General features: G+C 69.2%; 18 protein-coding genes. 9 read left to right on the top strand and 9 right to left on the bottom strand.

The window, feature by feature from the left end:
- The first annotated feature begins 5 nt into the window (after window positions 1-5).
- Window positions 6-1,310 carry an NAD(P)/FAD-dependent oxidoreductase gene (locus RIC31_RS09855; RefSeq protein WP_350105932.1) on the top strand — a complete coding sequence of 435 codons (1,305 nt, stop codon included), beginning with the start codon at window positions 6-8 and terminating at the stop codon, window positions 1,308-1,310.
- A 259-nt stretch (window positions 1,311-1,569) separates the two neighbouring features.
- On the top strand, window positions 1,570-2,379 hold the full coding sequence (map, locus tag RIC31_RS09850) for a type I methionyl aminopeptidase (RefSeq protein ID WP_350105929.1): 810 nt from the start codon (window positions 1,570-1,572) through the stop codon (window positions 2,377-2,379).
- Between the two features lie 18 nt (window positions 2,380-2,397).
- On the opposite strand, the gene RIC31_RS09845 is transcribed toward map, so the two are convergent.
- The 4 genes from RIC31_RS09845 to RIC31_RS09830 all read right to left on the bottom strand — a co-directional run bounded on the left by RIC31_RS09845 (window position 2,398) and on the right by RIC31_RS09830 (window position 5,700).
- Window positions 2,398-3,087, bottom strand: coding sequence for a cytochrome b/b6 domain-containing protein (locus tag RIC31_RS09845; RefSeq protein WP_350105926.1), 690 nt, complete (start codon window positions 3,085-3,087; stop codon window positions 2,398-2,400).
- Window positions 3,088-3,091: 4 nt separating this feature from the next.
- Window positions 3,092-3,838 carry a creatininase family protein gene (locus tag RIC31_RS09840; RefSeq protein ID WP_350105923.1) on the bottom strand — a complete coding sequence of 249 codons (747 nt, stop codon included), beginning with the start codon at window positions 3,836-3,838 and terminating at the stop codon, window positions 3,092-3,094.
- A gap of 187 nt (window positions 3,839-4,025) precedes the next feature.
- Window positions 4,026-5,306, bottom strand: coding sequence for an amidase (locus RIC31_RS09835; RefSeq protein ID WP_350105920.1), 1,281 nt, complete (start codon window positions 5,304-5,306; stop codon window positions 4,026-4,028).
- A gap of 1 nt (window position 5,307) precedes the next feature.
- Entirely contained in the window at window positions 5,308-5,700 is a 393-nt protein-coding gene (locus tag RIC31_RS09830) for a secondary thiamine-phosphate synthase enzyme YjbQ (protein ID WP_502990116.1), read from the bottom strand.
- 181 nt (window positions 5,701-5,881) lie between these two features.
- Between RIC31_RS09830 and RIC31_RS09825 the strand changes: the two genes are divergently transcribed.
- The 5 genes from RIC31_RS09825 (at window position 5,882) to RIC31_RS09805 (ending at window position 15,622) form a co-directional block, all read left to right on the top strand.
- Window positions 5,882-6,448: a response regulator gene (locus RIC31_RS09825; RefSeq protein WP_350105914.1), complete on the top strand. Its 567-nt coding sequence runs from the start codon at window positions 5,882-5,884 to the stop codon at window positions 6,446-6,448.
- 6 nt (window positions 6,449-6,454) lie between these two features.
- Window positions 6,455-8,938, top strand: coding sequence for a hybrid sensor histidine kinase/response regulator (locus tag RIC31_RS09820; protein WP_350105911.1), 2,484 nt, complete (start codon window positions 6,455-6,457; stop codon window positions 8,936-8,938).
- A gap of 194 nt (window positions 8,939-9,132) precedes the next feature.
- Entirely contained in the window at window positions 9,133-10,152 is a 1,020-nt protein-coding gene (locus tag RIC31_RS09815; protein WP_350105908.1) for a TauD/TfdA dioxygenase family protein, read from the top strand.
- Between the two features lie 392 nt (window positions 10,153-10,544).
- Entirely contained in the window at window positions 10,545-14,855 is a 4,311-nt protein-coding gene (locus RIC31_RS09810) for a DUF4347 domain-containing protein (RefSeq protein ID WP_350105905.1), read from the top strand.
- 98 nt (window positions 14,856-14,953) lie between these two features.
- Window positions 14,954-15,622 carry a TauD/TfdA family dioxygenase gene (locus RIC31_RS09805; RefSeq protein WP_350105902.1) on the top strand — a complete coding sequence of 223 codons (669 nt, stop codon included), beginning with the start codon at window positions 14,954-14,956 and terminating at the stop codon, window positions 15,620-15,622.
- Between the two features lie 67 nt (window positions 15,623-15,689).
- Here the strand turns inward: RIC31_RS09805 and ppk2 are convergent, their stop codons facing one another.
- The 5 genes from ppk2 to RIC31_RS09780 form a co-directional block, all read right to left on the bottom strand.
- Window positions 15,690-16,622, bottom strand: coding sequence for a polyphosphate kinase 2 (gene ppk2, locus RIC31_RS09800; protein ID WP_350105898.1), 933 nt, complete (start codon window positions 16,620-16,622; stop codon window positions 15,690-15,692).
- A 263-nt stretch (window positions 16,623-16,885) separates the two neighbouring features.
- Window positions 16,886-18,583, bottom strand: a complete 1,698-nt coding sequence (locus RIC31_RS09795) for a thiamine pyrophosphate-requiring protein (protein WP_350105895.1) — start codon at window positions 18,581-18,583, stop codon at window positions 16,886-16,888.
- A 157-nt stretch (window positions 18,584-18,740) separates the two neighbouring features.
- Window positions 18,741-20,099 (bottom strand): TRAP transporter large permease, encoded by a 1,359-nt coding sequence (locus RIC31_RS09790; RefSeq protein ID WP_350105892.1) that lies wholly within the window; start codon window positions 20,097-20,099, stop codon window positions 18,741-18,743.
- Window positions 20,096-20,617 carry a TRAP transporter small permease gene (locus RIC31_RS09785; protein ID WP_350105889.1) on the bottom strand — a complete coding sequence of 174 codons (522 nt, stop codon included), beginning with the start codon at window positions 20,615-20,617 and terminating at the stop codon, window positions 20,096-20,098. Before RIC31_RS09785 ends, RIC31_RS09790 begins: the two co-directional genes overlap by 4 nt.
- On the bottom strand, window positions 20,614-21,657 hold the full coding sequence (locus tag RIC31_RS09780) for a TRAP transporter substrate-binding protein (RefSeq protein WP_350105886.1): 1,044 nt from the start codon (window positions 21,655-21,657) through the stop codon (window positions 20,614-20,616). Before RIC31_RS09780 ends, RIC31_RS09785 begins: the two co-directional genes overlap by 4 nt.
- A 291-nt stretch (window positions 21,658-21,948) precedes the next feature.
- On the opposite strand from RIC31_RS09780, the gene RIC31_RS09775 reads away from it, so the two are divergent.
- Both RIC31_RS09775 and RIC31_RS09770 read left to right on the top strand, forming a co-directional pair.
- Window positions 21,949-22,794: a polysaccharide deacetylase family protein gene (locus RIC31_RS09775; RefSeq protein WP_350105883.1), complete on the top strand. Its 846-nt coding sequence runs from the start codon at window positions 21,949-21,951 to the stop codon at window positions 22,792-22,794.
- Window positions 22,791-23,474 (top strand): DNA-3-methyladenine glycosylase family protein, encoded by a 684-nt coding sequence (locus tag RIC31_RS09770; RefSeq protein WP_350105880.1) that lies wholly within the window; start codon window positions 22,791-22,793, stop codon window positions 23,472-23,474. The genes RIC31_RS09775 and RIC31_RS09770 overlap by 4 nt, the downstream gene beginning before the upstream one ends.
- Window positions 23,475-23,499 lie beyond the last annotated feature (25 nt).

Below are 23,499 nucleotides of genomic sequence, written 5' to 3'. Positions count from 1 at the left end.
AGAAGATGACCGAGAGCTGTGACGCCGTCGTCATCGGCGCCGGGGTGATCGGCGCCGCCGTCGGCCTGGAACTGGCGCGCGCCGGCCGCAAGGTGCTGAACGTCGACCGCCTGCCGGCCGCCGGCTACGGCTCGACCGGCAACTCCTGCGCCATCGTCCGGGTGCACTACTCGACCGTCGACGGCACCGCGCTGGCCTACGATTCCTATTTCGACTGGAAGCGCTGGGGCGACTACCTGGGCGCCGCCGACGAGCGCGGCTACGCCGAGTTCCGCGAATGCGGCTGCCTGGTGATGAAGACCGGGCAGAACGCCGACCTGGCGCGGATCGTCGACAACGTTTCGCGGCTCGGCATCCCGTTCGAAGAGTGGGACGCCGACCGCATCCGCGCCGCCCTGCCGATCTACGACCTGAAGCGCTACTGGCCGGCCAAGCGCCAGGACGACCCCGGCTTCGGCCAGCCGACCGGCGGTGCCCTGCAGGGCGGGGTGTTCTTCCCGACCGCCGGCTACGTCAACGACCCGCAGCTCGCCAGCCACAACCTGCAGCGCGCCGCCGAGGCGGCCGGCGGGCGCTTCCTGTTCAACCGGGCGGTGGTCGAGATCCCGGTGTCCGGCGGGCGCGTCCAGGGCGTGGTGCTGGACGACGGCACCCGCATCGCCGCCCCGGTGGTGGTCAACGTCGCCGGCCCGCATTCCAGCCGGATCAATGCCATGGCCGGCGCCGACCGCGACATGACCATCACCACCAAACCGGTCCGCCAGGAGGTCGTGCATGTCGACGCCCCGTCCGGCTTCGACGTCGCCCGCCAAGGCATCGTGGTGTCGGACAGCGACATCGCCTGCTACGTGCGCCCCGAGACCGGCAACCACATCCTGGTCGGCAGCGAGGACCCGGACTGCGACCCGCGCGAGGTCGTCGACCCCGACGGCTTCGACCGCGACCTGAGCGACCAGGCCGTGACCCAAGCCCTGCGGTTCGCCCAGCGCGTGCCGTCGCTGGCGGTGTCGCCGCGGCCCAAGGGCGTGGTCGACCTGTACGACGTGTCGGACGACTGGATCCCGGTCTACGACCGGTCCTGCGTCGACGGCTTCTACATGGCGGTCGGCAGCAGCGGGAACCAGTTCAAGAACGCGCCCGGCGCCGGCCGCCTGATGGCCCGGCTGATCGAACATGTCGAGGCCGGCGGCGACCACGACGCGGTGGCGATGCCGTTCCGCCTGGCCAACGTCGACCATACCGTCGACACCGCGACCTTCTCGCGCCGCCGCCGGATCAACCCGGACAGCTCGTTCTCGGTGCTGGGATAGCGACGGCCGCCCTGGGCGGCGGGTGGATCCCGGAGCCGCCCCGGATCAAGTCCGGGCCCCTCCGGGATGACGATAGGGTGTTGTGCACCCCCACCCATCCGTCATTCCGGAGAGGACGCGCGAGCGGCCGGCTCCGGAACCCACCCACACGCACGGCGTCGGCCACCCCCCGACCCGCGGGAATCCGCGCCCGAAACCTTGACCTGCGGAGCCCCCGTGCGCAGATTGGGGGATCGACTTTCCCGTTGGAGTGAAGTGAATGCGCGAAGCCCTGGCCGAGGCACGCCAGATCATCCGGCATCGCCCCGATGATTTCGAGGGTATGCGCAAGGCCGGGCGGCTCGCCGCCGAGATCCTCGACATGATCACCGACCATGTCGCGCCCGGCGTCACCACCGACGAGCTCGACCGGCTGTGCCACGACATGACCCTGGCCAACGGCGCGGTGCCGGCACCGCTCGGCTACAAGGGCTTCCCGAAGTCGATCTGCACCTCGATCAACCACGTGGTCTGCCACGGCATCCCGGGCGACCGGAAGCTGGCCGACGGCGAGATCCTGAACATCGACGTGACCGTGGTGCTCGACGGCTGGCACGGCGATTCCAGCCGCATGTACCTGGTCGGCGACAAGGTGCCGGTGAAGGCCAGGAAGCTGGTCGAGGTCACCTACGACAGCATGATGCTGGGGATCGAGGCGGTCCGGCCGGGCGTGCGCCTGGGCGCCATCGGTCACGCCATCCAGCAGTATGCCGAGGGCCATCGCTTCTCGGTGGTGCGCGACTTCTGCGGCCACGGCCTCGGGCGCAGCTTCCACGCCCCGCCGAGCGTCCTGCACTACGGCCACCCGGACGAGGGCCCGGTGCTGGAGCCGGGCATGTTCTTCACCATCGAGCCGATGATCAATGCCGGCAAATACGCCGTGAAGATCCTCGAGGACGGCTGGACCGCGGTCACCCGCGACCGGTCGCTGTCGGCGCAGTTCGAGCACTCGGTCGGGGTCACCGAGACCGGGGTGGAGATCTTCACCCTGTCGCCGCGCGGCTACACCAAGCCGCCCTACGGCGCCTGACCCGGCCGGCCCCGGGGCTCAGCCGACCAGGGTGATCGCCCAGGCCGCCACGGCGCAGCCGGCGAACAGCACCAGGGCGATCCAGGCCGGCGTCCGGGCGATATGCTCCGGCGCCTGCTCGGCCGGCAGCTTCTTCCAGCCGGTGATCATCGGCCGCACCAGGTCGGTCTTCAGCAGCAGCGCATAGGCCAGGACGGCGGTCACGTGGATCGCCGCGAGCGCCAGCACGACGTTGAAGAACTGATAGTGCCAGCCGGTCAGCCGGATCGCGGTCCCCTCGCTCACCAGCCCGTACAGCGGCCCCTCGTACAGGATCTCGTCGGTGCCGAAGAGCCCCATGCCGGCCTGCACCGCCAGCGCGGCCAGCAGCGCCAGCACCGACCAGCCGCCGAGCGGGTTGTGCCCGAGATGCAGCGGGTGGCGGCCGGCCAGGGTCTCGCGCAGGTAGCGCAAGGCACTCGCCGGGCCGCGCACGAAGTCGGCGAAGCGCGCGGTGCGGCCGCCGACGAAGCCCCAGAGCAGCCGGAACGCCAGCAGCGCCAGGATCGCCAGCCCGAAGCGCTCGTGCCAGTCCGTCGGCCCGTTCTCGCCGGTGTACCAGGACCCGGCGACCGCGGCGACCAGGGCCCAGTGGAACACCCGGGTCGGCCGATCCCAGACCCGCACCTTCACCGTGTCGCCGCCCACCCCGTCGCTACCGACCGCCATCGCCTCAGGTCTCCTTCATGAACGCCGCGTAGTCCTCGACCACCGACGCCGCCGAGGTGGCGACCAGCCGGCCGCCGGCCTCGGGCGTGGCCAGGAAGCTGTCGGCGCCGATCCGGCCGTCCGGGTGGATCGAGCGGTAGTCGTCGGCGTCCAGGAACGCCCGCGGCCGCGGCGGCGCCGGCTCCATCGGCACCGACTTGATGTGCTCGGGACAGGCGAACTGGGTGACCGCCACCTCGGACGCGGTGGCATGGCTGCCGTCGCGGTCGCCGTACAGCTCCTTGCAGAGTGCGGTGACCGGCGGGAAGCCGAACCAGTTGGCCAGCCTGCAGCGGATGTGCGGCCGACCCCAGCCGGGGTTCAGGCTGGTCTCGGCGTAGATCTCGCTGAACGCCGCCTGGGTGGTGGCGATGTTGCCGCCGTGGCCGTTCAGGAAATAGAAGCGCTCGAAGCCGTTGCGGGCCAGCGACAGCACGTAGTCGCGGATCACCAGGATCAGCGTGCTGGGGCGCAGCGCGACCGAGCCCGGGAACGCCAGGTGGTGCTGCGCCATGCCGACCGAGATGGTCGGGCCGATGATGCAGCCCAGGGTCTCGGCGGCCCGGCCGGCGATCACCTCCGGGCAGATGGCGTCGGTGCCGATCAGGCCGATCGGGCCGTGCTGCTCGGTCGAGCCGATCGGCACGATGATGCCCTTCTGCTCCTTCAGGTAGGCCTCGACCTCCATCCAGGTCATCGTCTGCAGGCGCATGCGGGTGTCTCCTTGGTTGGCAAAATCCGACTTGGTGGATGACGGCGGCGCAACCCGCTGGGTCCCGGCTCTCCGCGGCTCCGCCGCTACGGCCGGGATGACGACAAAGAAATATTGGACGTCATCCCGGAAAGGCGAGCGCAGCTCGGCTTGTCCGGGACCCACGGAGCGACGGGCATCGTCACTGTCACTCCACCGCCTTCATCGCCTTCTCCAGCCACGACGCCACCGCCAGCGCGCGGGCGTCCTCGCCGTAGCCGGTGACGATCTGCACCCCGACCGGCAGGCCGTGCGAGCCGCGGCCGGCCGGGATCGTCACGCAGGGCCAGCGCAGCAGGGTCCAGATCCGGTTGAACATCGGGTCGCCGGTGAATCCGATGCCTTCCGGCGCCTCGCCGGAGGCCGGCACGGTCAGGATCGCGTCGAGGCCGTCGAGCCGGGCCGCCGCCTCGTTGCGGAACTTGTCGGCTTTGCCCTGGGCGTCGTAGTAGGCGGCGTCGTCGATCGCCCGGCCGGCCGTCAGGGTCTCGCGGTAGAACTCGCTGAGCTGGTCGTAGGCATTGTCGTATTCCCAGGCGAGCGCCCGCGCGGCACCGGCGGTCATCACCGTGGCATGGACCTCGTCCATCGCCTCGTAGGCGGTCCAGTCGACCAGCGCCACCACCGAGGCCCGGGCGGTCTGGGCGGCGATCCGGACGCGTTCGAGCGCCGCCGCCGCGTCGTCGTCGATCCTGTCCGCGAACGGCACGTGGATGCCGAGCCGCGGCGGCGCGCCGTCGAAGCCGTCGAGCGGCGGCATGGTCTCGCCGCGCAGGGCGTAGTCGAAGAACGCGATGTCCTCGACCGAGCGGGCGAAGCAGCCGACGGTGTCGAGGTATTCGGCCAGCAGCTTCACGCCGCGCCGGTCATGGGTGCCGAAGGTCGGCTTGAAGCCGACGACGCCGCAATAGGCCGCCGGCCGGATCACCGAACCCGCCGTCTGGGTGCCGAAGGCCAGCGGCGCCATGCAGTCGGCGACCGCCGCCGCCGAGCCGCTCGACGAGCCGCCGGGGGTGTGGGCGAGGTTGTGCGGGTTGCGGGTCTTGCCGGGGGTCCGCCAGGCGAACTCGGTGGTGACGGTCTTGCCCAGGATCAGCCCGCCGGCGGCCTTGGTGCGGGTCACCACGGCGGCGTCCTCGGTCGGGCGGTTGCCGGCCCAGATCGGCGAGCCGTACTCGGCCGGCAGGTCGGCGGTGTCGATCAGGTCCTTGACCGCCACCGGCAGCCCGCGTAGCGGGCCGTCGGCGCGGGATGCCCGCGCCGCCACCCGAACCGCCTCGGGGTCGATATGGGCGAAGGCCCCGACCTCGGGCTCGCGCTCGGCGATCCGGGCCAGGCAGGCCTCGGCCAGCTGCTCGACGGTCAGCGTGCCGGCCTCGATGCGGCGTGCCGCCTCGACGGCGCTCAGGGTGTTCGGCGCTTGGCCCATCTCAGGCTCCGATCAGGTGGAGCACGACCTCGCGGCGATGCGGGGCCGTGCGGTGTTCGAGCAGGTAGACTCCCTGCCAGGTTCCGAGAACGGTACGCCCGCCGGCCACCGGGATCGACAGCGAAGTCTGGGTCACCGCGCTCCTGATATGCGCCGGCATGTCGTCCGGCCCCTCGGCGCCGTGCAGGTACAGCCGCGGATCGTCGGGCGCCAGCTTCGCCAGGAACGTCTCCAGGTCCCGGCGCACGTCCGGGTCGGCGTTCTCCTGGATCAGCAGCGACGCCGAGGTGTGGCGCAGGAACACCGTCAGCAGCCCGGCGGACATGCCGGACCCGTGCACGAAGCCCTCGATGTCGCGGGTGATCTCGGTGAAGCCTCGGCCCGGCGTACGCACGGTCAGCACGATCCGGACTTGGCGAAGAGCGGCAGTCGCATCGACCATGGCACCGAGGATAACCGTGGGACGAGCTCCGACAAGAGCGAGGTGAGACAGCCGGCCGCCGTGAGGATATCAAGCCGATCGCATGGCCGACTGTGGTAAACCCGTAGTTGATAACCTTTCGGCGATCACATAAGTGCAGCGATCTGCATCGGTTGATTACATCCATCGAGCGAGTGCGCGCCGGCCTGACGGATGCACGGGTCGTGGCCGAAGCACGCCGCTGGCCCTCGAGGACCGGCAACCGCCGGCCGAAGACAATCACCACCGGGAAGATGCCTTGATGCCTTGCCTCGCCATTGTCGAAGACGATCGGTATCTCGCCGAGATCCTGGGGGCCGCCACGAACCAGGCCGGCTGGCGGTGTGTTCAGTTCTGGAATGTCGCCGACGCTCTCGATCACGACAAGTTGAAAGATTTCGACCTCGCCCTGGTCGACGTGGTCACACCGCGCAAGGACGCTTTCGAATTCATCGCCGCGATGGTCGAGAGGAAGCTGCGCATTCCCATCGCCTTGACCAGCGTCCACTGGGAGTACCTGCGGCTCGCCGCGTCGCTTGCGCAGAGCCACAGAATCGATCTGCGCTGCGTCCTGCCGAAGCCAATAACCATTGACCGGTTTAAGAAAATTTTAAGCAACTTCACCCAAGATCAGCCACATCATCCAATCGCATCGCCGAACAGGATTCTCCTGGAGAAGTAACGTCATATGCTGAGCGGTCGAACGCCAAACATCATCATATTTTCGCTGATGATCTCGGGTATTCTTGCAACAAACTATTATGTATTTTTCCCACTGAAGAATCAGATCATTGACCGGGAACTCGTACACATCGACGCCACGGTCCGCAACATCGCACGCCTGACCCAGGGACGGCTGCAGATCGTGGAGTTGCTGCTCGACAATTCAGCTCGCGTATTGCTCGAATCCGACATCACGGCACGGCGCGCGCACGACACGCTGCGGACGTCCGCCGAAGCCGTTCCGCTGGTACGAGTCATCGGCATGTTCGCCACGGACGGAACCGTCAGATACTCGTCGCGCTCCGTCGTGCCGCCGGCCGTGAACCTCGCCGAGCGCGACTATATCGCACACTGGATCCGGGGCGGGGCCGGCGAACGGTATCTCTCCGGTCCGGTCCAGAATGCCGTCGACGGGCTCTGGCAGATCTCGATGTCGAAGCCGATGATCCGCGACGGGAAGCTTGCCGGCATCATCTCGGCAGTGATCAACGTCAACCTGCTCGGCGTCGCCAGCCATGTCAGTCCGGACAACGCCGACTACCTGACGTTGCTGGACAGCCGGTTCACGCTGATCGACCGGTTCCCGGCGCGTCCCGGCGACGTCGGAGGCAGCCTGGCCAACGCGGAACTGTTCCGCGCTGTCGCGGACTCGACCACAGGGGTGGTGAGCGGGACATTCGTCAATGTGTTCACGGGCGAAGCGCGCATCGCCGTTGCACATCGCTTCTTCGACGGCAATCTCGTGATCTCGTCGTCCCGGCCCCTCGCCTCGGTTCTGCACTACTGGAAGCAACTCGCCGTGGTGACCGCCGGCATCTCGGCCTTGCTGCTGGTCATGATCGTGGCTGTGGTGCTGGCGATCCGGCGGGACGCGCACTTGCGCCGGGCGCATGCCCGTCATCTGGAAGCGCTGAACGTGGAACTGAAGAGCCGGACCGACGACGCCGAGCGGCTGGCCCGCGTGAAGTCGGACTTCCTGGCGACGATGAGCCACGAGATCCGCACGCCGCTGACCGCGATCATGGGCATGCACGACCTGTGCAGGAATGCACAGGATATTGCCACCGTTCGGCGCCATCTGGGCGTTGCCGAAGGTGCCAGCCGGGTGCTGCTCGGGATCATCAACGACATCCTCGACTCCGAGCGGCTGGAATCCGGGCGCCTGACGCTCGAATCGATACCGTTCGGCCTCGCGGCGGTGGCCGAGCAAGCCCTGGCAACGATCCGCCCGCAGGCCGATGATAAGGGCCTGGCCCTGACCCTGGATCTCCCGCCGGAATCGGTGAAGCAGTTCGTTGGCGATCCGATGCGACTGTCACAGATCCTGATCAACCTGCTGGGCAATGCGGTGAAGTTCACCGACACCGGCAATGTCAATCTCGCGGTGCGGACCGTCGGCCAGGGCAGTGGCCGGCACATCGTGCATTTCGACGTGACCGATACCGGTCCCGGCATTCCAGCCGACAAGCAGAACCTGCTGTTTCAGCCGTTCGAGCAGATCGCCACGTGGCGGGCTCGCAGTTCCGGCGGGTCCGGGCTCGGTCTATCGATCTGCAAGCGGCTGGTGGATGCGATGAAAGGCCGGATCGGCGTCGACTCGAGCGAGGGGTCGGGTAGCCGCTTCTGGTTCGAGATCGAGCTGCCCGAACACGCTTCCGCCGACGTGTCCGAACTGGCGACGCCGGCAGTCGCCGATCGCTCCGATCCGACCGAGATCCTGGTCGTCGACGACAATGCCATCAACCGCGATCTGATCAACGAGATGCTGACTGCTTACGGTCATCATGTCGAAGTCGCCAGTAGTGGCCGCGCCGCCATCGAACTTGCGCGGAAGCGACAGTTCGACGTCATTCTCCTGGATATCCAGATGCCGGAGATGAATGGAATCGACGTCATCCGCCAATTGCGGCAGGACCGGCTCGTCGAAGGCACCAGCATCATAGCCCTGACCGCCAATGCCATGCGCGAGCAGGTAGAGGAATACGTGAGCGAAGGGTTCGACGGTTGCGCCGCCAAGCCGATCGTCTGGCCCGATCTTCTCGACATGATCGCATCCGCCCGGCGCCAGCGCCGAGCCCCGGAGACGATGCTCTCGTCGAATCCGATCGACTGGCGATGCGTCGAGTCGGTATCGGCGATCCTGGGCAATCGGAAGGCCCTGGAAATGCTAGTCGACGCGATCGAGCGCGCAACGGTTCTGAGTGAAGGGATCGCAGACGATCAGCCGGATGCGGCGCTCGCCGACTTGACGCATTCGATGCGGGGCTTCCTCGGCAATCTGGGTATCGTCGAAGTTCCCGACATCCTGCTCCGCTACGAGCAGGGGCTGGCCGGTCCCGACAGAGCGACTCTGAGGCGGAGGCTGATCGAGGCTCTCAACCGGGCACGCAGAGAGGTTGCCAGCCATCTCAAGACCAATGGCCGGATGAGAGACCGGATCGCTCTCTGACCGTTGCGCCCGACCTGCCCGGCGGTCCGCCCCCCAAGGCGGCACACGGACCACGAGGCGCCGGCGCGGTACGGAACCTTGTAGGGCTCACGTGCGCGGATCATCGCCTTCGATCGGGTCCCGTGCCGGATCGACAGGACACTCCAGTCGGCTACATCATCCTCCTAATCGGTCGTTCCCCGGGAGAGGCCCACATGCCAAAGACCAACCGGGCGGCTCGCATCCATCCGCTGTCGGGCACCGGTTTCGGCGCCCGGGCCGAGTTCCCCGCCGGAGCCGCCACCGAGCCCGCGATTGCCGCAATCGAGGCCGCCCCCGATCGCTTCCTCACGGCGTTCTACGCCGCCCACGGCCTGCTGGTGATGTCCGGCATGCACGCCGTCACCGCGCAACCGGAACTGCTGGTCCGGCTCAGCCGGGTGTTCGGGCCGGAGGTCGAGGACTACACCGAGACCACGACGGCGCGGAACAACATCCACCCGGACGTGCCGGAGATCCTGGTGGTCTCCAACGTGCCGCCGGCGACCCCGCGGGTGCCGGCCAGGCCGGAGCCGGAACTGACGGCGGATGGAAGGCTGCCGGTGCAGTTCCCGCACCGCCGCGGCTGGCACACCGACCAGAGCTACCGCCGGCCGCCGCCGGACATCTCGCTGTTCTACGCCGAGACCCCGGTGCCCAAGGGCCAGGGCCAGACCCTGTACGCCGACGGCATCGGCGCCTATGCGGCGCTGCCGGACGCGATGAAGGCGCGGATCGCCGGGCTCGACGCCATCCACGTGTCGCCCGGCCGCGGCCGCTCCGAGCAGGCTGCCCTGGCCGGCGGCCCGGCGCCGGCACTCGACCCGCGCGACACCCCGCAGCGCCAGCCGATCGTGCGCATCCACCCGGTGACCGGCGAGCCGGCCCTGTATCTCTGCGAGGCCGGCCAGCTCGACTGGTTCGAGGGGCCGGTCCACGGGATGGAGAAGGGCCCGCACGGCGACGGCGCCAAGCTGGTGTACGAGCTGATGTCGCACTACACCGACCCGCGCTTCGTGCATGTGCAGGACTGGTCGGCCGGCGACCTGATCGTCTACGACAACCGCTGCACCATCCATTCGGCGACCTGGTTCGACGCCGATGCCCACAGCCGGCGGATGTGGCGCACCACCGTGCGCGGCAACCCGGGGGCGATGTATGCCGGCGAGGCCCGGAGCTGGCTGGCGGCGTCCTGACGATCCTCGCCGGGATGGCGCCGTTCCTGTACCTCGTCTAAGTCGGCGGCGGCCACTACGCGATCTCGTCGAGGCCTGGGGTTCGCCATCGAACGGGCAGGTCAATATATGGAATTTTACGTAATAGATTTTTAATAGGTCCGAATCGAATATCACAGCGAAGTCGACGCCCCGCCTGATCGACCGACCGGGCAGACGCGCATCGACTGAGAATACCAGTTGCGGCTAGGCCCGGTCGGGGGACCCGGCGATGCCGGTTACCGACAACAACGCATTCCGTCACGCAGTCGGAGAAATCCATCTGCCGCCGCAACGCCGGTCGCTCTCGGCGTCGCGGAGCGGGCGTGGATTCGGGTCTCCGATCGGCTGACCCTAGGCGGGAACCTCGAATCATGACCGATACCGAATCGGAGTGCGTGCGCCTGCCCAACGCCCAGGCCGTGTCGGCCGTGGAGCTTCTGATCGTCGATCCGGCGGTCGCCGATGCCGACGTCCTGCTGGACGGCCGACGCGCCGGGGTCGAGGTACTTCGCCTCGCCCCTGGCGGGCGCGGGCTCGAACAGGTCGCCGCCCGGCTGGCCGGTTGCCGTGGTGTCGCCGCGTTGCACATCCTCAGCCATGGCGAGCCGGGTGCGCTGCACCTGGCCGGCGAGCGGGTCGACTCGGCCGCGCTGGCGCAGCGGCCGGGAACGCTGGCCGAAATCGCCTCCGCGCTCGTCGAGGGCGCTTCGGTCGTGCTGTACGGCTGCTCGGTGACGGCGGGACCGGCCGGACGCCGCTTCATCGAACGCCTGGAGGCCGACCTGGACGTCGCGGTGGCGGCGGCACCGGGTCCGGTCGGCGCTGCCGCGCTCGGCGGCGACTGGGCGCTGTACAGGCAGGGCGCGCCAGCCGAGCCGGTTTTCGCTCCGACGGCGCGGGCGGCCTATCCCGGGTTGCTGGCGTCGTTCACCGGCACGGCCGGCAACGACACCCTGGTCGGCACCGAAGGCGCCGACGACCTGTCGGGCCTCGAGGGCAACGACCAGATCTCCGGCCAGACCGGCAACGACACGCTCTACGGCGGCGACGGCAACGATTCGCTGGCCGGCTTCGACGGCGACGATCTCATGTATGGCGGGACCGGCGCCGACCTGCTCCTGGCCCTGAGCGGTGCCGATGTCCTCTACGGCGGCGCCGGAAACGACACGGGATCCGGCGGGGCCGGCAATGACTCGCTGTTCGGCGACGACGGCGACGACCTGATGCTCGGCCAGGACGGCAACGACTCCCTGTTCGGCGGCCTCGGGGCCGACCTCCTGCGTGGCGGCTCGCTCAACGACGTCCTGTCGGGCGGCGACGGCAACGACACGCTGTCCGGGGGCGTCGGCGACGATACCCTGTCGGGCGGCGATGGCGACGACCTGTTCTTCGGAGCCAACGGCAACGACGTGCTGGTCGGCGGCGCGGGCGCCGACGCCCTGTCCGGCGGCGCCGGCAACGACAGCCTGTCGGGCGGGGCGGGGGCCGACACCTTGCTGGGCGGCGCCGGCAACGACACCTTCGCCGGCACCGCCGCGAATCTCAACGGCGACACGATCTCGGACTTCGGCACCACCGAGACCATCGTGGTCCTCGGCTCCGACCTGTCGTCGCTCGACGGTACGGCCGCCAGCGGCACGCTCGACCTCGGCGGCGGCCAGTCTCTGACCCTGACCGGCATCTCCAGCGGCAGCCTCAGCGCCAGCTTCACCGGCGGCAACACCACGATCACGCTCTCCTCCGGGGTGAACAGCTTCACACTGACCACCGGGACCGACGCGCCCACGCTCACCTCCGGTGCCGACACCGTCACGGCGAACGCGGACAACGTGCTGAACGCCGGCGATTCCGTCGATGGCCTCGGCGGTACCGACATCCTGAACATCTCGGCGACGCAGACGGTGACGCTCGGCGCGACCACCTTGGCGAACGTCGAGACCATCAACATCACCGCCGGCGTCCAGAGCATCACCACCCACGACGGCACGGTGGCCAGCGGACAGACCTTGACCGTCAACGCCTCTGGCAGCGGCGCCGCGGTCACCTGGAACGGCGCCGCCGAGACCGACGGGAAGTTCTCGATCACCGGCGGCAGCGGGGCCGACTCCCTGGTCGGCGGATCGGGCGCCGACACGATCTCGGCCGGCGCCGGCAGCGATTCGGTCGGCGTCGGCTCCGTGACCTCCACCGGCACGTTCGACGGCGGGGCCGACACCGACACGCTGTCGCTGGCCAACGGAGCGAGCATCTCCGGTGCCACGGTCTCGAACTTCGAGAACCTGACCCTGGCCAGCGGCAGCACGACCACGATCGCCGCCGGCCAGCTGTCGCAGTTCAGCGGCACGATCACCGCTGCCGGCACCGAGACGATCAACGTCGCCGGCGACGGCAGTTTCGCGACCCTGGCCAATGTCGAGACCTTCTCGGTCGCCGACGACTCGACCAACGCCCGGACAGTCACGGTCTCAGGCGCCAGTACCAGCGTCAGCGCCACCTCGGCGACCGACGCGGTTACCTTCGACGTCGGCACGCTGGCCTATACCGGCACCGTCACCGGCGAGGGCACGGTCAACGACACGCTGTCGCTCGGCACCGGGGCCAACATCGCCGGCGCCACCATCACCGGCATCGAGAACCTGACGCTGGGTACCAACGCGTCGGTCACCATGACGGCGGCCCAGCTGAACGGCTTCTCCGGCACCACGACCGCGGCCGGTACCGAGACCGTGACCCTGACCACAACCGGCTCGATCGCCAGCGGCACGGTCACGGCCATCGAGACCATCGCGACCGCTGCCGATGCCGGCGCGCAGACCGTTACCCTGACCGCCGCCCAGGCGAGCGGCAAGACGCTCACGGCCGGCGACGCGGCCCAGGACGGGTTCGTGGTCACGGGCTCGGCGGGCGCGCAGACCGTCGCCGGCAGCGCCGGCGCGGACACGCTGAGCGGCGGCGCCGGGGCGGACACCATCACAGGGGCCGGCGGCGCCGACCTTCTGGACGGCGGCAGCGAAGCCGACGCGCTCAGCGGCGGTGCCGGGGCCGACACGATCTCCGGCGGCGGTGATGACGACACGATCTCCGGCGGCGGCGGGGACGACTCGCTGGTCGGCGGAAGCGGCGGCGACCAGCTGGCCGGCGGTACCGGAAACGACACCTTCAGCGGTACGTCGGCCGACCTGAACAACGACACGATCTCCGACTTCGCCGTCGGCGACACAATCGTCGTCACCGGCACCGATCTGTCGGCGCTGAACGGAACCGCTGCCAGCGCGACCATCGACCTGACCGGCGGCCGTTCCCTGACCCTGACCGGCGTCAGCTCGGCCACCGGCACCTTCAGCGCCAGCGTCGCCGGCGGCAACACCACCATCACGATCACCGCGCCGGTCAGCGGTGGCGGTGGCGGTGGCGGAGACAGCGGCGGCGGCGGCGGCGGTACGCTCGTCGTCAACGACACCACGTCGAGCAACACCACCGGTGGCGCGCGGACGATCACCAACAACGGAACCAGTGCGGGCAGTGCGGCGATCGTCGAGAACTCCGGCAACAACGGCAACATCGTCACCGCCACCCTGCCGCCGGCGGTCAGCATCAGCTCCGAGGGACCGGCCGCCGCGCAGTCCGGCACCGATGCGGTGACCACCCTGATCACCGCCATCCAGACCCGCGGCTCGACGGGCGAAACCGGCCTCGTCGGCAATGCCCAGACCTTCCTGACACGGCTCGCCTCGACGACCGCGCTGGACATCCGGACGATCATCCCGACCCAGGGCTCCGGGGTCACCACCGACGACCCGATCGTCATCACCGGCACCACCGGGGGCAGCCAGTCGGAGGCCTTCGTGATCGACATGCGGTCGATCAGCGGCAAGGTCCTGCAGCTCGACAACGTCGAGTTTGCGTCGATCATCGGCAACGCCACGGTGACCGGCGGATCCGGCGACAACTACGCGACCGGCGACGACAACGCGCAGTTCATCTCGCTCGGCGAGGGCAACGACACCCTGTACGGCGGCGACGGCGCCGACACCATCGGTTCGGGCGGCGGCAACGACAGCCTGTTCGGCGACGGCGGCGCCGACAGCGTGTTCGGCGGCACCGGCCTGGACAGTCTGTGGGGCGGCACCGAGAACGACCTCGTCTACGGCAACCAGCAGGACGACCTGCTGTACGGCAACCAGGGCACCGACACGCTGTATGGCGGCCAGGATGCCGACATCGTCTACGGCGGCCAGGACGCCGACCTGCTGTACGGCAACTTCGCCGACGACTTCCTGTACGGCAACCTGGGCGCCGACACCCTTTTCGGCGGCCAGGGCAACGACGCACTGTTCGGCGGCCAGGGCAACGACCTGCTGATCGGCGGCCTCGGCAGCGACACGCTGTACGGCAACCTGGGCAACGACACGATGTCCGGCGGCGGCGGCGCCGACCTGATCGTCGTGGAGAAGAGCAACGGGGTCGACGTGGTGGCCGACTTCGACGGCGCGGCCGGCGACCGGGTGCAGCTCACGGCCAACGCCAACGGCACGTCGATCGACACATTCGCCGAACTGCAGGCGGCGGCAACGACCGACGCCGGGGGCAACGTCGAGATCGCCCTTGGGGGCGGCAACACGCTGACCCTGAACGGTATCACCGCCAGCGAGTTGCAGTCGGGCTGGTTCACCTTCGGGTAGCGCGGCAGGTGGCAGGGGCGGCTGGCCGTCGTCCAGCCGCGGCACGAGTCCTTTTCCCTTCGACGGCATGCCGAGAAACGGTCGAGGAGACAGAAGGCATGGCGCAGTTCGCGATCGGCATGGGCGGAACGAGTTTCGACCAGGGTTATTCGGTCGCGGTCGACAGCAGCGGGAACAGCTACGTCACCGGGTATTTCGACGGGACCGTCGACTTCGACCCCGGGGCCGGCACCACCAACCTCACCGGCGCCGGCAGCGTGGACGTCTACATCGTCAAATACGACAGCAGCGGCGCCCTGGTCTGGGCCAAGAACGTCGGCGGGACGAACACCGACCAGAGCTACCGTCGGCCGCCGCCGGCCATCTCGCTGTTCTACGCCGAGCCCCCGTTGCCCAAGGGCCAGGGCCAGACCCTGTACGCCGACGGCATCGGCGCCTATGCGGCGCTGCCGGACGCGATGAAGGCGCGGATCGCCGGGCTCGACGCCATCCACGTGTCGCCCGGCCGCGGCCGCTCCGAGCAGGCGGCCCTGGCCGGCGGCCCGGCGCCGGCACTCGATCCGCGCGACACCCCGCAGCGCCAGCCGATCGTGCGCATCCACCCGGTGACCGGCGAGCCGGCCCTATATCTCCGCGAGATATCTCTGCGAGGCCGGCCAGCTCGACTGCTTCGACGGCCCGATCTACGGGATGGAGAAGGGCCCGCACGGCGACGGTGCGAAGCTGGTGTACGAGGGGCGATCTATGCGGGGGAGCGGAAGAGGTAGGTGGCGGCGTCCTGACGCCACGCGTCGCCGAGAACGGGCCGCCCCTCGGCCGATCCTGTCCACTCCCTCAGTTGACCGCCCGTCGCTTCTCCGGGTGCATCGACTTGCCGAGAATGTGCTGGTCGCGGCCGATGACATGCGCGGTCGAACCGACGATCAGCGGATCCGGGCCATGCACTACCGAGGCGTTCTTGTTCGGGTAGTCCAAACTGGCCAGGAAGTGCTGCATGGCATTCAACCGAGCCCGCTTCTTATCGTCCGACTTGATGATCGTCCACGGCGCGTCGGCGGTGTCCGTGTAGAAGAACATCGCCTCCTTGGCCTCGGTGTAGTCGTCCCACTTGTCGAGCGAGGCGAGGTCGATCGGCGACAGCTTCCACTGCTTCAACGGGTCGGTCTTGCGCGCCTCGAAACGCTTGCGCTGCTCCTCCCGGGTGACCGAGAACCAGTACTTGAAGAGCATGATCCCGGAGCGCACGAGCATCTGCTCCACCTGCGGGCACTGGCGCATGAACTCGAGATAGTCGTTCGGTGAGCAGAATCCCATCACCCGCTCGACACCGGCCCGGTTGTACCAGGACCGGTCGAAGAACACGATCTCACCGGCCGACGGCAGGTTCTGAACGTAGCGCTGAAAGTACCATTGCGTGCGCTCACGGTCGGACGGCTTCTCGAGCGCGACAATACCGGCGCCACGCGGGTTCAGATGCTCCATGAAGCGCTTGATGGTGCCGCCCTTGCCGGCCGCGTCCCGGCCCTCGAACAGGACGACGATGCGCTCGCCGGTATCCTTGATCCACTTCTGCGCCTTCAGGAGTTCGACCTGCAGCGCCGACATGTGGCTCTCGTAGTCCTTGGTCCGCAGGCGGCCGCGGTAGGGATACTCGCCACTCTCGAAAGCCTTCCGGATGGCATCGGGATCCCGGCGCCGCTGGGCGATCGACTGTTGCGACGCATGCGCATTCTCAGCCGTCGGGGCCGCGACGGTGCCCAGAGCCATTTCGGGCTCCGCCGATGCAGACGTTGGCGCCGCCTCGTCACCGCCATTCGCGACGCCCTTGCTCACCTTCGTATGGCCGGCGCGCCGAGCCGCACCGCCCTGCCGGTTATTCCTCTTGACCGCGTCCACCATCCCCCCCTTTCGACCAACCGCACGGCTTTGTCACAAAACCGTCACATTCAAGCGGACGCAAGCGACGGTCACCTTGATGTGCATCAAGGTCGGGCCATTCGGAACCCGCGCGCGGTTGCCCGTGGAACCGCTCAGTCCGGCAGCACCTTCACGTCCAGCAGCGCCTGCCGCTTCTCCTCCCGCACCACCCGGAGCGCCGCCTCGATGGCGCCGTGCAGCTCGGCCGGGTCGGTCACCGTCCGGCTCCACGCCCGGCTGGCCGACGCGGTCATCGCGAAGTCCGGCGACGGCTTCAGGGCGGTCAGCGGCATGTCGTTGGCGCGCGCCGCATGGCCCTGCGGGTACAGGCCGGCGACCGAGCCGCGCACCGCCCCCCACTCCTCGTTGTTGACGATCACCACCAGAACCGGCAGCGCCAGAGCCTCGGCGATCTGGTGGCAGACCGTCGGGTTGGCGAACATGTAGGAGCCGTCGCCGAGCGTGGCCACGCAGATCCGGTCGGGCTCGGCCAGCTGCGCGCCCATGGCGCAGGGGAAGCTCCAGCCGAGGCCGCCGGAGTGCGGCTCCTGGAACCACGAGCGGTGGTCGGTCCGCTTCAGCACGCCGAGCTGGGTGCCGAGCTCGGAGAACACGCTGGCCTTCAGCCCGTCCAGCGCCTCGCCCAGGCACAAACTGACATAGCCCTTGGTGATGCCGCGCGCGGTGTCCGCGGCCTTCGCCCGGATCGCGGTCCGGGTCGCCTCGGACGCACCGGCCAGCCGGGCCCGGCGCGCCGCCACCGCCGCCTCGTCGCGCGCCAGCCCGCGCATTGCGGCGATCAGCGCCGGCACGGTCAGCCGGTTCTCGCCGGCGATCGACAGATGCGAGGGGAAGTTGCGCACCGGGAACCGGCTGAACACCGGGTCCGGGCCGATGTTGATGACCTTGGCCCCATCCGCCAGCGGATGCCGGTCCGGCCACCAGGGCGCCAGGCTGTCCAGCACGACCACCACGTCGGCCTCGGCGAGCCACGGCCCCGGGTCGGCCCCGACATGGCAGGGATGCTCGGTCGAGATCGCCAGGTGGGTGGCCCACCACGAGCACACCGCGATGCCCCAGTCCTCGGCCCAGTCGGCGAAGGCCGTAAAGCTGTCGGCGTCGCCGGACCCGCGCTGGGCGATCACCAGCGGGCTGCGGGCGCCGGCCAGCCACTCGGCGGCGGTTCGGATCGCCTCGGGGTTCGGGGCGCCGACCACCGGGGCGATCGCCGGCGGCCCGTCCAGCCCGTCGCGCGGGCACGGCTCGCACAGGGTCTCGCGCGGCAGCGACAGGTAGACCGGGCCCTTCGGGGTAGAGCTGGCGATGGCGTGCGCCCGGTCCAGCAGGCCGGCGACCTGCTCGGGGAACCGCAGTTCGTAGTCCCATTTGCAGGACTCGCGCACCAGGGCAGTCTGGTCGCGCATCTCCTGGCCCCAGGCGATCGGCACGGTACGGGCGCCGAAGCGGCCGGACTCGGTGACCGGGGTGCGGCCCGACATCAGCAGGATCGGCACGTGCTCGCAGGCCGCGTTGATGGCGCCGATCACGCCGTTCGACAGCCCGACATTGGTGTGCAGCATCACCGCCTGGGCGCGGCAGGTCATCAGGTAGTAGCCGTGCGCCATGCCCATGGCCGCGTGCTCGTGCGGGATCACCAGCGCCTTCGGCAGGGCGATGCCGTTGGAGCGCGCCTCGGCCAGGCCCTCGATGATCGGCGGGAAGTCGGTGCCTGAGTTGGCGAATACATAGTCGACGCCGAGCGCCTTCAGCCGCGTGAACACGGCGCCGCCGGCGGTGATGGTCTCGGTCATGCGGTCACCTCATCTCGAACGGCGAAGCGGCGGGTGGGTTCCGGACGGCCGCTGCGCGTCTCCGGAATGACGAACAAACCTTCAACCGTCATCCCGGAGGGGCCGCGCGAGCGGCCGGCTCCGGGACCCACGACGCGACGAACGCCGGCCACCGCCGCTACCCCCGCAGCACCGCCGGCAGCCACAGCGTGATCGCCGGGAACGCCAGCAGCACGATCACCCGCAGGATCTCGACCGCGAAGAACGGCATCACGCCCTTGAAGGTCTCGCGCATCGGGGTGTCGGTCGCCAGGGCCGAGATCACGAACACGTTCATGCCGACCGGCGGCGTGATCAAGCCGAGTTCGACCACCACCAGCGCCAGGATACCGAACCAGACCTTCAGGTCCTCGGTGCTCATCCCGAAACCGGCACCCTCGGCGCCCTGATACAGGCCACCGTTCATCTCCATCATCACCGGCCAGAAGAACGGGATCACCAGCAGGATCATCGACAGGCTGTCCATCAGGCAGCCCAGCACGATCAGGCCGACCAGCAGCAGGACCAGCACGGTCATCGGCGCCAGGCCGGACAGCACCGCCCATTCCGCCATCGCCTGCGGCACCTCGGCCCGCGACATGAAGATCTTCAGCAGTTCGGCGCCCAGCAGGATCAGGTAGATCATGCCGGCGGTCTTGGCTGTCTCCAGCAAGGCGCCGCGCAGGGCCGCCAGGCCCAGGCCGCGGCGCAACGTGCCGTACAGCCAGACCAGGAACACCCCGACCGCCGCCGCCGGGGTCGGGTTGTAGAACCCGGCATACATGCCGCCGATGACCACCAGGAAGATGAGCAGGACCGGGATCACCCCGACCGTCGCCGCCACGAACTCGTCACGGCCGCCGATGCCGCCGCGCGGGCCGGCCTCCGGGCGCAGCCAGACGTAGACCGCGATGGTCAGCAGGAACAGCGCCACCGCCATCAGCCCGGGCAGCAGCGCCGCCATGAACATGGTGACGATGTTGGCCTCGACGATGATCGCGTAGATGATCAGCACCACCGAGGGCGGGATCAGGATCCCCAGCACCCCGCCGGCGGCGAGCGTGCCGGTCGCCAGCGAGCCGGCGTAGTTGTAGCGCTTCAACTCCGGCAGGGCGACCTTGCCCATGGTCGAGGCGGTCGCCAGCGACGAGCCGCAGACCGCCCCGAAGATCGCGCAGGCGGCGATCGCCGCCATCGCGGTGCCGCCGCGCAGCCAGCCCAGCCAGGCATTGGCGGCCCGGAACATGTCCTGGCTGAGGCCGGCCCGGGTGGCGAGCGCGCCCATCAGCACGAACATCGGTACCACCGACAGGTCGAAGATCGAGAACTGTCCGTAGGCCAGCGTCTTGAGCTGGCTCATGAAGATCTGCGGGCCGTTCAGCAGGGTGATGCCGACGCCGCCGACGATGATCATGGCGTAGGCGATCGGCATGCGGATCGCGATCAGCAGAACCAGCACCACCAGTCCGGCGATGCCGCTGGTCAGGGCGTCCATCATGCGGTCACGCCTTCATCCATCTCGCGGCTGCCGTCGATCAGCGTGACCACCGCCGCGACCGCCAGCAGGACGAGCGAGACCAGGATCGGGATGAACGCGATCCAGTGCGGAAACTGCAGGATCGCCGTCGTGTAGCCGTAGGCCTTCTGGTCGAGCATGCCGAGATACATCTGCCGCAGCAGCAGCAGGCTGAAGGCGAGAGCCACCACCGAGGCCAGCAGCGAGAACCCGGCGATCCACCGCGGCGAGGCGCCGGCCGTGAAGATGTCGGCGGTGACGTTGGCCCCTGTCAGCTGGCAATAGGGCAGGAAGGCGAAGGCGGCTACCGCGACCCCGACCTCGGTCATCTCGAAGTCGCCCGGGAACGGCTTCCACAGGATGCCGCCGGCCACCGACAGCACGTTCACCAGCACCACCGCCACCAGCGAGACGCCGCCGAGCAGGGCCCATGCGGTAATGACGATGCGGGCGAGGCCGATCGGCCCCGCCCGCACGCCCCGATCGAAACCGGTCGTCATTTGCCGCTGTGTGCGGCGATCCTGGCGCGCGCCTTGGCGACCAGCGCGGCCCCGTCGATGCCCTTGCTCGACACCTCGTCGATCCAGCGCTGCACGACCGGCTCCAGCGCGGTCTTGAAGGCGTCGGTCTCGTCCTTGGTCAGCGTGATGTGCTTGTTGCCCGACGCGACGGCAAACTCGATCCCGCCGTCGTCCGAGGCCCGCCAGATGTCGCCGACCTGGCCCCACCAATCCGGCCCGGAGGCCTGCCTGAACGCCGCCTTGATGTCGTTGGGCAGGCTGTCCCAGCGGGCCTGGTTCATCGACACCTGGAAGGTGGTGGTGCCGAAGCGGGCCTTGTCGTGGCCCTCGATCTGGTACTCGGTCTGCTCCTGGATCTTCAGCGGCCGGATGATCTCCCACGGGATCAGCGCCCCGTCGACCACGCCCTTCTGCAGTGCCTGCGGCAGTTCCGGCACCGGCATCGCGGTCGGCGACGCCCCCAGCGCCTCGATGATCCACGCCCCGGTCCGGGTCGGGATGCGCAGCTTGGTGCCCTTCAGGTCCTCCGGCTTGCGGACCAGCTTGTCGCGCATCTGGAAGGCCTGGCCGGCATGGACGTGCAGGAACATGACCTCGACGCCCTTGTACTCCTGCTTGAGGTCGCTCTCGAACAGGTCGTGCATGGCGAGGTTGGCGGCCTTCGGGTCGTTCACGTAGACGAACGGCAGTTCGAAGGCCTCGGTGCGCGGGAACAGGCCCGGGGTGTAGCCGTTGACCGTCCAGATGATGTCGACCACGCCGTCGCGCGCCTGCTGGATCAGCTCCGGCGGGCGGCCGCCGAGGGTCATGGCCGGGAAGATCTCGATCTTCACCTTGCCGCCGGAATTGGCCTCGACCGCCTTGGCCCAGGGCTCCAGCATCTTGGTCTGCGCGGGCGCCTTTGCCGGCAGCAGGTGATGGAGCTTGAAGGTGTACTCCTGGGCGGACGCCGCGGAGCCCATGGTGAAGGCCATGGCGAGGCCGAGCGTCGCGACCCTGAGGCACTGCACTGCTTTCATGTCTTCCTCCCTTGTCCGGTCTTTTCTTGTCGCTCGGCGGCGAATCCGGGGAAGTCGCAGCTGACGCCGGGCCGAAGCCCGATCCGTACCGGCTCAGTCATCTGGCGCTGTCCTCCCACCGAGCTCCCCCCGGATCGGTCCGATCGCGCCGCTGAACGGCGGATGGACGACTTGTATACACCACGATAGCGCCTTCCGACCCCGCCGCCGAGCCCCGTCCGCGAAGCCCGGTCGCGTCACCTTGTCCGTGCGCGCGCCAGCCGCTAGCGTGCCGCCCGGAGGAACCGTGCCATGGCCCGCCACGTCGTCTGCCTGACCTACGACTTCGATGCCCTGTCGCTGCCGATCGCCAAGGGGCAGGTCAGCCCGACGGCGCTGTCGCGCGGCGAATTCGGGCTGATCGGCGTCGAGCGCATCCACCTGATGCTGGCGGACCGCCACATCCCGGCGACCTTCTTCGTCCCCGGCCACACCATCGAGAGCTTTCCGGGCGCGGTCGCGCCGCTGGTCGAGGCCGGGCACGAGATCGCCCATCACGGCTGGACCCACCGGCGGCCGAACGACCTGAGCCTGGAGGACGAGACCGAGGAGCTGCTGCGCGGCATCGCGGCGGTCGAGAAGATCGCCGGCAGGCGGCCGGTCGGCTACCGCTCGCCGTCCTGGGACCTGTCGCCACATACCCTGCCGCTGCTGATCGAGCACGGCTTCGAGTACGACTCCAGCATGATGGGTCACGACTACCGGCCGTACCGGCCGCGGCTCGGTGACACCGCCCCGTTGCTGGCGCCGGCGAGCTTCGGGCGCGAGACCCCGCTGGTCGAGATGCCGGTCAGCTGGAGCCTCGACGACTATCCGCATTTCGAGTGGTCGGTGATGTCCGGCGGCGCCCTCAACCCGGGGCTCGCACACTGGCGCAGCGTGGTCGACAACTGGATCGCCGACTTCGACTACATGCGCGAGACCACCGACTGGGGGGTGATCACCTATACATTCCATCCCTTCGTCTCGGGCCGCGGCCACCGCATGAAGGCGATGGCCGCCCTGATCGACCACCTGACCGGGGCCGGCGCGGTGTTCCTGACCATGGCGGACGCCGCGCGCGAGGCCGCCGAGGTGATCGGCCCGCCCAGGCCATGACCGATACCGAGGCGCGTCGCCGGGCCGCCCTGGCCGCCGGGCTGGAGCGGCTGATCGCCGCGCATCCGGCGCTGGCGGCGGTGCTGGCCGAGGTCGGGCCGCCGGAACCGCGGATCCTGGAGCCGGACTTCGCAGCACTGCTGCGCATCGTGGTCGGCCAGCAGGTGTCGACCGCCTCCGCGGCGGCGATCTGGCAGCGGCTGTCGGCGGCGGGCGGCGACGACGTCTCGGTGTTCCGGTCGTTCGACGACGCCGCCCTCGGCGCGATCGGTTTCTCGCGCGCCAAGATGCGCTATGGCCGGGCGCTTGCGGACGCGGTCGCGAGCGGCGCCCTGGATCCGGCCGGACTGGCGCGCCTGCCCGGCGAGGAGGCGGCTGCCCGGCTGGTCGCGCTGCCCGGCATCGGCCGCTGGACCGCCGACATCTTCCGGATGTTCGCGCTCGGCGACCCGGACGTGTTCCCGGTCGGCGACCTGGCCCTGCGCGAAGCCGTTCGGATGACCCTCGACCTGGAAGTCCGGCCCGACCTGCCGCAGGCCGAGGCCCTGACCGCCGCCTGGCGCCCGGAACGCAGCGCCGCCGCCCTGCTGCTCTGGCGGCTGTATCGGCACCGGCGCGGCATCGCCGTGCTCGGCGCCGACCGGCCCGGCGCGACGGTAGCGGCTGATACCGGGCTCTGATAACCTACAATTCGAGACGTGTTGT

The sequence above is a fragment of the Thalassobaculum sp. genome, assembly GCF_040219615.1.
Lineage (GTDB): Bacteria > Pseudomonadota > Alphaproteobacteria > Thalassobaculales > Thalassobaculaceae > Thalassobaculum_A.
This window is presented reverse-complemented; position numbering and strand designations above follow the sequence as displayed.